An 11,595-nucleotide genomic window follows, 5' to 3' on the forward strand; every position below is an offset into this window, starting at 1 on the left:
TCGATTCGAAAGGAGCCAGATGGCAAAGGCAAAACCCGGCGATACCGTGCTGGTGCTGTACATAGGCACGCTGGACAATGGCGATATTTTCGACTCTTCGGAGATACACGGGAATACCCCCCTGCAGATAAAGCTGGGGGAGGGAAAAGTCCTGCCCGGGTTCGAACAGGCTATCATCGGCATGAAGCCGAATCAGAGCAAGATTATACACATACCGGCCGAACAGGCCTACGGACCATACCGCGACGAACTGGTGGACACCATCAGCGCCCGCGAGTATCCGAAAGGCTATACCCCGGACGTCGGAGACACATTCAGTGTACCCCTGCAGAACGGCGGCAGCACAAGGGTGACGGTGATAGAGGTTTTCCAGAACGGCTTAAAGATAGACGCAAACCACCCGCTTGCCGGACAGAACTTGAACTTTGAGATAAAGCTCATGGAGATACTTTAGAAGCCCGCCCACCCTTTCCTTTCCCCATAACAGTAACGAAACCGAAAATCGCATTGGAAGAGGGCAATGATAGAAAACAAAATAACCTTCATCTCCGGTGATATTCGGCTGGCTGGGACAATGTGCCTGCCCTCGGATGATGGAGTTTTCCCCTGCGTGCTGATGATACACGGCTCCGGCCCCCTAGATAGAGACGAGAACACCCCCCAAATAAAGCTAGATGCCTTTAACACGATAGCGCACCACCTTGTGAGGAAAGGAATTGCCAGCCTCAGATACGACAAGCGCGGCTGCGGGGAAAGCGGCGGCTCCTTCGACGCGGCGGGCTTCTACGATTTGGCGCAGGACGGCATGGCGGCTTACAGATTCCTCGCCGCGCACGAAAACGTCGACAAAGAGAAAATATTCTTATTGGGTCATAGCGAAGGATCGATGATCGCCCCCAGGATTTGCCTAAGCTACCCGGCTATAGCGGGCCTTATCCTTCTCGGCGTACAGGTTAAACGACTGGAAGAGGGCCTTAAATACCAGGCGCAAATGATCATGGACGATGTTAAGAAAGGCAAAGGATTCTCCAGGTTCATATACAGAATCGTATGGAAACTGATACGATACGACCCCGTTAAAACGCAGCAGGCGATATTTACAAAGGCCAGGAATACGGACAAGGACTCCTTCCGCTACAAAGGCCAGAAGATAAACGCTAAGTGGCTGCGGGAACATATAGAATACGATCCGAAGTACACGATGCGCAATGTATGCTGTCCCATCCTGTCCATAACAGGGGATAAAGACATACAGGTGGACCCGCAGGACGCGGCGCTGGTGGCTGACCTGGCCAAGGGTAAAGTCGAGTATCATATCCTTTCGAACCTGACCCACATCCTGCGCACGGACGACGGCCCGCCGTCGATATTCAACTACAAGCGGCTGCTGAAACAAGAGATCGACAAGCGCCTGCTGGAGCTGATATCCAACTGGCTTCAGAAGCAGCTTTAATCCGTATTTCATTGAAATAAAGCCGATGTCAACGCCAAAGGTCTACAAAACCGATGCCATTGTCCTCAAACGCATCGTCCTCGGCGAGGCGGACAAGATACTTGTGCTTTACACGCCGAACCTTGGCAAGCTTAGCGCTATAGCCAAAGGCTCGCGCCGCCCCAGGAGCAAGCTGTCCGGACACCTTGAGCTCCTAACCCACTGCCGCATGATGCTGGCGCGCGGCCAGAAGCTCGATGTTGTCAGCCAGTCGGAGACCATATCCGGCTTTCTGCCGTTGCGTGACGATCTGTGGCGCACCAGCCTGGCCCTCTACGCCGCGGAGCTCGTCGATCAGCTTGCGGAGGAGCATATCGGCAACTATCCTGTCTACGAACTTCTTCTTGCAACGCTGCACCGCCTGAGCGAGGGCGACAACGGAGAGCTGGCGTTACGATGTTTCGAATTGCACCTGCTGGCGCACCTGGGATACAAGCCGGAGTTGAACGAGTGCACTATTTGCAAGTCGCGCATGCAGCCGGGGGATAACTACTTCAGCGCCGGGGCCGGCGGGGTGCTGTGTCCCGCCTGCCGCGCCAAGGCATCACTGTCCCGTCCGATATCGCTCAACGCTTTAAAGACTCTGCGTTACTGGCAGACAAACGACTACGAAAAATCGCGCAAGGTAAAGGTAAGCGCCGAGCTCATGCAGGAGTTGGAGATTATTTTACGACAGTATATCCGATACATTCTGGAGAAAGATTTAAAGTCGACGGCATGGCTGGACAGGCTGAAGAGAGAACAAATGTAGATACACAGGAAATTTTCAATTATTGGGAAAATGGCATTTGCCGTAGGGGCGGTTCGCGAACCGCCCCAATAAAATCGAGCAATTCACATATGATAGACAAACAAGATAACCGCCGCCGTTCTATTAGATTAGAACATTACGATTATTCCCAGGCAGGCGCCTATTTTGTAACAATTTGCACACATAATAGGGAATGCTTATTCGGTGAAATCATTGACGGGGAAATGGCATTGAACGACGCCGGGTTTATGATTGAAAAATGGCTGTACGAATTGCCGAATAAATTTAAAGGAATCGTATTAGGTGAATATATCATTATGCCAAACCATGTCCATTACATAATCGAAAACACCGGCCCCGTAGGGGCAGACCTATGTGTCTGCCCTCGTAACCCAGACAAGGGCGAACACGCAGGTTCGCCCCTACAAAAAACGGTACAATGGCTCAAAACAATGACAACCAACGAATATATCCGAAATGTTAAAGGAAACGGCTGGCAAATGTTTAACGACAAACTCTGGCAACGCAACTATTACGAACATGTGATCCGCAACGAGTCGGACCTGGCGGAGGTGCGGGAATACATTCTGAATAACCCCGCCCGCTGGAACGAGGACGATTACAACCCCGACTCGCTGTCTGGCTCGACAGATTGCAGCTAAAGAAATAAACTAGGGTAATTATGAAAGCGCTACCAATTTCCAAACTCAGAGAAAAAGGTATTTGTACAAGATGAAGTTATTTTCGATAATAGTGTGCCTTGGCTTAATATCCTTTGTGCTCGTTATATTTGATACTTTGCTTACTCAAGCTTTTGCCGGAATTACACTTGGATTGTTTGTTAATCTGGCGTGGATGATAGGAAGTGTACAACAGACTACTGAATATTGGAATAACACCGGTCCCCAGTGGATGCAATTTGTTTCTAAGCAACTATATAAATTGAATCTGCTGATACAAGCTAAAGTTATACAATATAACCTATTCAAGCGGATATCTCTTGGCATTGGTTTAGCTTGTATTACGGGTATAATCATCACAAGACCTGACACGATCAATTGGTGGATTACGCTCATTAGCTTACTGACAACATGGATATTAGGCATATGCTTGTCAGAGTGGTACATCAGGCGGAAATTTCATCGTATAGACTGGAAAGACTTATAATCTACTTCCGTCTCTCAACTACGAAATCGGCCAGCTCGTTCATGGCGCGGCGGCAATCCTTGTCAGGAAGATGCTCGATATCGCGGCGGGCCCTTGCCGAGAAGTCCTCGGCGACTTTGTAACAATCCTCCAGAATCGACGTGTTGCGCACCTTCTCGATGATGCGGTTCACTTCCTCCTGCCCGCCCTTCTTCTCGAACAGTGTTTTTACACTCCTGTCTTTTGGATGCTGCTCCATGAACAGCAGCGTCGGCAGCGTTATGGTGCCCTGCAGCAGGTCGTTGCCCGCCGGCTTGCCCAGCACCTTGGCATCGGCGGTGAAATCGAGGATGTCATCGACGACCTGGAACGCCATGCCCACGTTGCGGCCGTAGCTCTTCAGCGCTTCGATAGACTTTTCCGGAGCGCCGCTCAGTATAGCCCCGCCGCCGGTCGAGGCTGCGAAGAGCGAGGCCGTCTTGCTGTTTATCTGCTCATAGTAACCCTCACGCGTCTGCTTCCAGTTGCGCGTGCCGAAGGTCTCCCGCAACTGGCCGCTGGAGAGCTCGGTGAGCGTCTTGGCGAAGAGCTCCATGACCCGCAGGTCGCCGATGCTGCATATCAAATCAGCCGACAGGGCGTAGAGGTAATCGCCCAGCAGCACCGCGATGCCCTCCCCCCACACCTGGTTCACCGCCGGCTTGCCCCGCCGCGTGACGGCCTTGTCGACGGCGTCATCGTGAACCAGCGACGCGGTATGAAAAACCTCGATGCCGGTGCCCATTGTTACCAGCCTGTCGAGTTCATAGTTATAGAACTTGCCGGAGAGGAGCGTCAGCACCGGCCTGATGCGCTTGCCGCCACTGTCCAGCACGTAGCTCAGCGGCACGGAGACCCATGGAAACTCCACGCTCGCCAGGGACTTCAGCCTCTTCTCCACAAGCTCAAGGCCGTCTTTTATCGGCTCGTATATCGATGCTACGGACACGCGGCTCCTTTCGCTCAATTCTCCGACTGCTCCCGCTTAATGAACTTGGAATAATGCTTTGTGAAGAAATCGTCGATGATGGTTGCCATCTGCTCCTCGGAAAGCTCGAACATTTTCTTAAGCCCCTCGTGCAACATGTATACGGTTATCCCGGTAAAGAGAACGGTCATCTCCTTCTCTTCAACCGCATCCTCGGTTTCGCCGCGCACTATCTTCCGGATATTGCGCCCGACCTTTTCGAATTGGTTGGTGCCTTCCCCGTAATCATCCAGCTTCTCTTGCAGGTCCTCAACGCCGTAGCTGAACCGAATATACCTCGTCACGATGTCCAACACCCTGTCGATATCATCCTCGCACAGTTCGCCAACGCGGTCGTGCCAGACCTGCTTTACGATCTCGAAGCAGATGTAGCTCGCCGTCTCTTTGGTCAGCACGGCCCCCTCCTGTTGCGACAGCTTTTTGTTCGGAGCCGAGCTGTGCTTGGGATCGCCTCCGAGCCTGCCGTTCTCATAGAAGTCGGTCAGGCTCCTCATGGCATAGCCGATGACCTCAACGCCCTTGAGATAGAGGCATATGCCCCTCTTATCGATCAGCGGAAGTTGCTTAGGATCCAGTTTCTCTTTTCCTGTTTCTTCGTCCATTATTCATCCTTCGACGCCCTGCTTTATCGGCAAACGAAACAATCGTATCGCATTAGCCGATGTGATCTCAGCTACCGATTCGGGCGACATTCCTTTCATTTCCGCGATCTTGGCCGCGATATATGATACGTAAGACGGCTCGTTCCGCTTCCCGCGATGCGCCTGCGGCGTGAGAAAGGGGCAATCCGTCTCGATTAACATCTTATCCAGCGGTATTTCTTTAGCGACATTCGCCGCCGCCGATTTGGGATACGTAACCGGCCCGGCGAACGACAGCAGAAACCCCATATCGATATACTTCCTGCCGAGGTCGGCATCACCGCTGAAGCAATGCAGTACGCCCACCGGCCTGTCCTCGATTTTTAATCCATCGACCCAATCCTTTAATATGTCGAAAACTTCGTCCCGTGCGTTCCGGCTATGGATCACTACGGGCAATCCCGCCTTTGACGCAATCTCCAACTGCCGTTTGAAAGAATCTACCTGCGACTCCTTCGACGAGCGGTTGCGGTAGAAATCGAGGCCGATCTCTCCTACGGCGACAATCTTTGGATGTCTCGCTAAATCCTCAAGTCGAGCGGTATCTGCTTCCGTTACCTTTGACGCGTCGTGCGGGTGGATGCCGACGGTGGCGTACACATCGCTATGTTTCTCGGCAAGCGCGATCGCCGCCTCGCTGGAGGCGACATCGATTCCGATAGTGATGATCGCCGCCACGCCGGACTCGCGCGCCCGCTGCAATACCGCATCGCGGTCATCATCGAACTCGGGCATGTCCATATGCGTGTGGGAATCAAGCAGCACGCCCGCCCTCCAGCTTCGCATCCTCCGTTTCGACGACCGAATCATCGAGCTTGACGAATAGCGCCTCCGGCTTGGCCAGTTGCTGCCCCGGTTTAATCTCGGCGACCGACCAGCCCAATTCTTCGACCGTGCCGGGCAAGCCGAGCAGGCCGTGCAGTTTTGCGCAGGTGAACGGCAGGAACGGGCTCAGCATGGTCTTAAGCGATGAGATAATAGACAGCGCGACATACAGCGAGGTCGCGGCCTCCTCGCGATTTGTCTTAATCGACTTCCACGGAGCCTTCTCATCCAGGTAGCGGTTGGCCTCCTGCGCCAGCTGCATGATCGCCCGCAGGGGCTCCCTGAAGCGGCAGCGGCCCATCAGCGCGTCGACATCGTTAAATATCTGCTCCGATTTATCCAGCAACGTTTTGCTGCGCTCGTCGATCTCGCCCGGCGCAGGCACTTTGCCGTCAAAGTTGCGGTAGGTAATAGTGAGAACGCGGTGGACCAGGTTGCCGTACGTCGCCACCAGCTCATCGTTGTTACGGCGCACGAACTCCTGCCAGGAGAAATCGGAATCGCTTTCATCGGGCATGTTTATCGAAAGAAAATACCGCAGCGGATCGGGGTCGTAGCGTTCCAGGTAATCCGGGAGCCACACCGCCCAGTTGAGGCTGGTGGAGAGGCGCCGCCCCTTGATGGTGAGGAACTCGTTGGCGGGCACGTCATAGGGCAGGTTCAGATCGCCGCGGCCCATGAGCATGGCCGGCCAGATGATAGTGTGGAAAGGCACATTATCCTTGCCGACGAAGTAATACGACTTGACGTCGCCCTGCCAGAATACCTTCCATGCGTCCTTATCTCCCGAGCGCTCGGCCCACTCCATGCCGGCGGAGAGATAGCCGATGACGGCCTCGAACCAGACGTAGATGCGCTTGTCCTCGAAACCAGATACGGGAACCGGTATGCCCCAGTCGATGTCGCGTGTGATGGCGCGGTCCTTGAGCCCCTCCCTGAGGAAGCCCAGTGTGAAATTCTTGACGTGCGCCTTCCAGTGATCCTGACGCGACACCCACTTAGTAAGCTCCTCCCCGAACGCGCTAAGCTTGAGGAAGAAATGCTCCGTATCCTTCAACTCGGGTGTGGACTGACAATGCTTGCATTTCGGCTCGATGAGGTCTATCGGCGTCAGCGGCTTTCCGCAGGCATCGCACTGGTCGCCGCGTGTAGCCGCCCTGCAATGCGGGCAGACGCCGTTGACATAGCGATCCGGCAGGAAACGGTTGCACTTATCACAGTACAGCATCGTCATCTTGCCGGGATAGATATAGCCTTTCTCTTTAAGCGCGGTGAACATTTCCTGAGCGATGCGATAATGGTTATCGGTGCCGGTACGCGTGAAAAGGTCGAATGAGATGCCCATCCTGCGCCAGGATTCGAGAAAGGCCTCATGCCAGCGCTGCGCCACCTCCGCCGGCGACACCCCCTCCTGCTCAGCGCGCACCGTTATCGGCGTGCCGTGCTGATCCGAGCCGGAGACCATGAGCACATCGTTGCCCTTTAATCGATTGTAGCGCGCGAAAATATCCGCAGGCAGATACGCCCCGGCGATATGTCCAAGGTGCAGCGGCCCGTTAGCGTAGGGCCAGGCCACACCGATGAATATCTTCTCAGTCATAATCTTAAAAACTCGATTCTAATCGCATATGAATATGATTTTCTCTTTTGCTGTCGATGGTGTTCTTCACCTTCGACAATCTTCTGTGTCATTCTGAATCCTTCCATGATTTCCAAATATGTGGAAAGATGAAGAATCTCGTTCAGCATCAACCCCCTCTATCCCCCAATCATGGGGGAATTTTAAAAAGGGATAGGGGACACCCCTAATACCCCGGCAGGAGAGAACCTCCTGCACCTCTTTCATGATTCCGTCATCCCGACGTAGGGGCATCCTTCCATACATCCAAACATCATGGAAGGACCGTGACCTATTTCTTCAAATCCAGCCACATCTGATAGACTGCCTTCTTGGACATGCCGGACGACCTGGCCGCCCGGGCGACGGCGTCTTTAGCCGATACCCCCTCCTTACGCAACCGGCGCAGCTCATCCTCGACAGCGGAGGTGGACTTAACCTCCTCCTTAACCTTGCCCTCGATTACAAGCGTAAATTCTCCACGAATTTCTTCGAAATAATCGATGGCACCGCTGACCTTGCCGCGGTAAACCTCTTCGTACAGCTTGGTCATCTCGCGGCACACGGCGACGCGGCGGTCTCCCATTACCGTCAGTATATCCTTCAGCGCTACCTTCAATCGATGCGGCGCCTCGAATAGCACCATCGTCCGCGGCTCACCAGCTACGGACTCGAGGAATTTCACCCGCTGCGCCTTCATCCGCGGCAGATAGCCCAGATATGTGAATTCATGCGTCGGCAATCCGGAAACGACCACGGCGGTAATTATCGCCGAAGGCCCCGGTATGGGCACCACCTCGACGCCGTTCTCGATAGCCGCCTTTATCAGCTCGTATCCCGGGTCGCTCATTCCCGGCGTGCCCGCGTCGGACACCAGCGCGACATCGATGGTCTCGAGCTGTTTCAGCAGGTACGGCAGCTTGGAGCGCTTCGTCTGCTCGTTGTAGCTTATCATCTCCTTAGTGATGCCGCACATCGAGAGCAGGCGCCCGGTGCGCCGCGTGTCCTCGGCGGCTATGAGCCCGACATCGTTCATGGTCCTCATGGCGCGCATGGTGATGTCTCCCTTGTTTCCAATTGGCGTTGCGACAACATATAAAGTTTGCATAGCGGAAGTATTATAGCGTATCGGCCGGTGAAACGTCTATTTGGATTGACTTACCACGTCATATTCTGATATGATTTCCCATACACATTTTTTCCCAATGACTAGGAGATAACCGATGCCGACCCCTCAATTTAAAGAACTGAGACACACCTACGGTTTCGATGAAGTAGCGCTCGTTCCCGGCGATGCAACCGTCAATCCCGATCAAGTTAACCTGGACCTCAAAATCGGACCTTTCACATTCCCCGTGCCGATAGTAGCATCGGCGATGGACGCGGTAGTAGACCCCAAGTTCGCCGTCGCCATGCATAAGCTGGGCGGACTGGCCGTGTTAAACCTGGAGGGAGTGCAGACACGATACGAAGATGCCGCCGCGATACTTGAAGAAATTGCGTCCATGCCCCCCGACAAGGTAACGCCATTCATGCAGAAGGTCTACTCCGAGCCGATAAAGGAAAACCTCATCGGTCAGCGCATCAGGGAGATAAAGAAGGCCAAGGCGGTGTGCGCCGCATCGGTTACGCCGGCCAATACCAAAAAGTTCGCCCCGATATGCGCCGAGGCCGGCATCGATATCTTCGTCATCCAATCGACGGTAACAACCGCGAGACATATATCTAAAAGCTATAAGGGACTCAGCTTCGCCGACCTGTGCAAAGTGATGCCGGCGCCGATCGTTGTGGGCAATTGCGTCAGCTACGGCGCAACGCTTGAGCTGATGCAGCAGGGCATCTCGGGCATACTCGTCGGGGTGGGCCCCGGCGCGGCGTGCACCACACGCGAAGTGACCGGCGTAGGCGTGCCTCAGATTACGGCGACCCTCGACTGCGCCGCGGCGCGGGAACGGCACCTGAAGGATACGGGCAAATACGTCGTTCTCATCACAGACGGCGGATTCCGCACCAGCGGCGATATCTGCAAGGCCGTAGCCGCCGGCGCAGACGCGGTGATGCTGGGCTCAATCTTCGCCCAGACCAAAGAGGCCCCGGGGCGCGGCTATCACTGGGGTATGGCCACCCCGCATGCTTCGTTGCCGCGCGGCACGCGCGTCAAGGTCGGCACGACCACTACCCTCAAGCAGATGCTCTTCGGCCCGTCTTCGGTCACCAGTGGAACGCAGAACCTGGTCACCGCGCTGCGAACGTCTATGGGCATGTGCGGCGCTCGCAATATCCGTGAGATGCAAAAGGCTACAATGGTTATCGCGCCATCGATAAAGACCGAGGGCAAGCACTGGCAGCAGAGCCAAACGTAAATTGAATATCGCTTTGAGATTGACTCTTCGTCAGTCTCGCAAATAATTGCCAGGAGAGGTGAAATATGACGAAAAGATTTGCAGTACTGGGATTGATTATCACTCTGGTGGTTTCGATCTCCGCTATCGGATGCGACGGCGGCGGGAGCGCTGGCCCAACTCCTCAGCCGAAAACGGCGACAGCGCAACCGACACAACAACCAACTGGGCAACCCACATCGGAGCCAACGGCAACACAGGAGACCAACCCTGCCGCTACGGCAACGAGCCTTGACTTCACTGTTGAGTATGTGATTGAAGGACAAGGAACATTTACATACAGGTACAGGGCAAGGAACTTTGGAACCAGCGACCTCGATTTCAGAATTGACATGACCTCGGCACAAATGAACATGGCTTATATCCTGAAAGGTTCCACCCATCAGGGCTGGGTTTACAACGGATACGAATGGATCGACTTTATCACGATGTACCAGGGTTTCGATGAGTTTTGGGATGAATTCTATGAAAGCTTTGAAGGATATCGTGACTACTTGGCTGAAGAATGGACAGGCGTGCAGGGCTGGACATACACTGTTCCCGGAATGGGCACTGTGACATATACTAATATCGATATCAATCCCAGCCTTTCGGATTCTGTGTTTCAGCCGAATTAATACAGCCAGCACAATCAGACAACCATAGTACAAACCGTATATAAGCTAAGAACCGCACGCCCCATCGTACTGCGATGAGCGGATGGGGCGTGTATTATTTTCAAATCTCTAACACGGATTCAAATATTGACTTGAAGCTGATATCGTGTTAACCTCGAAAATCATCGCCAAATGAGGTGGAATATGCTTAAGAAGTATGCGCTACTGGGATTAATCATCGCCATAGCAGTCTCGATTACAGCAATAGGATGCGGCGGCGGCGGTACAAGTGAACCGACACCCACCGCAACGGCAACGGAGCAGCCGGGAGAGACCGGCACGCTGCCGGATAGCTACAAATTCTTCATGGAGTGGTCTGATTCGGACGGGCATTCGGGAGAGATGCAGTACTGGGTCAAGGGAGAAAAGTGGAATACCGCATGGAGCACAACATACGAAGGAACGGAAACAGAATACATGTGGATCTATGACGGACAGTTCGCTTACCTGTATATGCCGGAACTGAACATGGTATATAAATACGCTACTGAATGGGAAGTCGATAATCCGGGTGCGGCATTTGCGCAGGAATTTGAAGACGGATATTGGGGAGATTCATCAGACTCAGAGATACTCTCCGGTTTCCAGGCCGCATGTTCCGGAACCGCGTCTATCGAGGGGCAGGAGAACATAAGCGGCCAGTCATGCACTAAATTCACCTGCGACTTCGCCGATGGTTCCGTATCCAGCTACTGGATATCCGACAGCGGCTGGCTGGTCAAAGGCGAGGCCACCTCGGCGGAAGGATACAAATACACCATGCAGTATTCGAATATCGATCTTAACCCGACGATAGATGACAGCATGTTTGATATCGAGTCATTAGCTCCCGGAGTACCGATAACGACAGTATCTTGACACTACCGTAACTTTATGTTACCTTGGTAAAACTTAATAACTGAAAAGCGTAGAACAAGACTAGTACGTCCGGAAGCGGGGTCACAGAGAGCCGGGGCAGGTGAGAGCCCGGCACCAGCGCAGGGGCGGAATGGACTTGGGAGCTGCAAACCGAAATCGTTTTCGAGAGTAGGCTTTGA

At 53.7% G+C, this 11,595-nt stretch carries 13 protein-coding genes and 1 other annotated feature (1 of these 14 cut by a window edge); of the genes, 7 read left to right on the forward strand and 6 right to left on the reverse strand.

What is annotated here, in order from left to right; translation table 11 throughout:
- The first annotated feature begins 19 nt into the window (after positions 1–19).
- The 4 genes from WC562_03380 (at position 20) to WC562_03395 (ending at position 2,905) form a co-directional block, all read left to right on the forward strand.
- Positions 20–454, forward strand: coding sequence for an FKBP-type peptidyl-prolyl cis-trans isomerase (locus WC562_03380; protein ID MFA5055200.1), 435 nt, complete (start codon positions 20–22; stop codon positions 452–454).
- A gap of 66 nt (positions 455–520) precedes the next feature.
- Positions 521–1,453, forward strand: a complete 933-nt coding sequence (locus WC562_03385) for an alpha/beta hydrolase (protein MFA5055201.1) — start codon at positions 521–523, stop codon at positions 1,451–1,453.
- A gap of 25 nt (positions 1,454–1,478) precedes the next feature.
- Complete coding sequence (gene recO / locus WC562_03390; protein MFA5055202.1) at positions 1,479–2,243, forward strand: DNA repair protein RecO; 765 nt, start codon at positions 1,479–1,481, stop codon at positions 2,241–2,243.
- 89 nt (positions 2,244–2,332) lie between these two features.
- Positions 2,333–2,905 (forward strand): transposase, encoded by a 573-nt coding sequence (locus WC562_03395; GenBank protein MFA5055203.1) that lies wholly within the window; start codon positions 2,333–2,335, stop codon positions 2,903–2,905.
- Between the two features lie 506 nt (positions 2,906–3,411).
- Here the strand turns inward: WC562_03395 and WC562_03400 are convergent.
- From WC562_03400 to rsmI, 6 genes are all read right to left on the reverse strand, one after another.
- Entirely contained in the window at positions 3,412–4,395 is a 984-nt protein-coding gene (locus WC562_03400; protein MFA5055204.1) for a polyprenyl synthetase family protein, read from the reverse strand.
- Positions 4,392–5,018: a hypothetical protein gene (locus tag WC562_03405; protein MFA5055205.1), complete on the reverse strand. Its 627-nt coding sequence runs from the start codon at positions 5,016–5,018 to the stop codon at positions 4,392–4,394. Before WC562_03405 ends, WC562_03400 begins: the two co-directional genes overlap by 4 nt.
- 3 nt (positions 5,019–5,021) lie before the next feature.
- A complete protein-coding gene (locus WC562_03410) occupies positions 5,022–5,843 on the reverse strand; it encodes a TatD family hydrolase (protein ID MFA5055206.1) in 822 nt (273 codons plus the stop codon).
- Entirely contained in the window at positions 5,812–7,482 is a 1,671-nt protein-coding gene (gene metG / locus WC562_03415; protein MFA5055207.1) for a methionine--tRNA ligase, read from the reverse strand. Before metG ends, WC562_03410 begins: the two co-directional genes overlap by 32 nt.
- A 66-nt stretch (positions 7,483–7,548) precedes the next feature.
- On the reverse strand, positions 7,549–7,728 hold the full coding sequence (locus tag WC562_03420) for a hypothetical protein (GenBank protein MFA5055208.1): 180 nt from the start codon (positions 7,726–7,728) through the stop codon (positions 7,549–7,551).
- Between the two features lie 64 nt (positions 7,729–7,792).
- Positions 7,793–8,608: a 16S rRNA (cytidine(1402)-2'-O)-methyltransferase gene (rsmI, locus tag WC562_03425; protein ID MFA5055209.1), complete on the reverse strand. Its 816-nt coding sequence runs from the start codon at positions 8,606–8,608 to the stop codon at positions 7,793–7,795.
- A 115-nt stretch (positions 8,609–8,723) separates the two neighbouring features.
- Between rsmI and WC562_03430 the strand changes: the two genes are divergently transcribed.
- The 3 genes from WC562_03430 (at position 8,724) to WC562_03440 (ending at position 11,416) form a co-directional block, all read left to right on the forward strand.
- The gene (locus WC562_03430; GenBank protein MFA5055210.1) at positions 8,724–9,863 is read left to right on the forward strand and encodes a GuaB3 family IMP dehydrogenase-related protein; all 1,140 of its coding nucleotides are present in this window, start codon (positions 8,724–8,726) and stop codon (positions 9,861–9,863) included.
- A gap of 65 nt (positions 9,864–9,928) precedes the next feature.
- Positions 9,929–10,519, forward strand: a complete 591-nt coding sequence (locus WC562_03435) for a PT domain-containing protein (protein ID MFA5055211.1) — start codon at positions 9,929–9,931, stop codon at positions 10,517–10,519.
- Positions 10,520–10,702: 183 nt separating this feature from the next.
- Positions 10,703–11,416: a hypothetical protein gene (locus WC562_03440; protein MFA5055212.1), complete on the forward strand. Its 714-nt coding sequence runs from the start codon at positions 10,703–10,705 to the stop codon at positions 11,414–11,416.
- A gap of 41 nt (positions 11,417–11,457) precedes the next feature.
- Positions 11,458–11,595, forward strand: a binding site (T-box leader); it runs 124 nt beyond the window's last position.

It is taken from the genome of Dehalococcoidia bacterium (assembly GCA_041649635.1).
In the GTDB taxonomy this organism is placed as follows: Bacteria; Chloroflexota; Dehalococcoidia; order E44-bin15; family E44-bin15; genus JAYEHL01.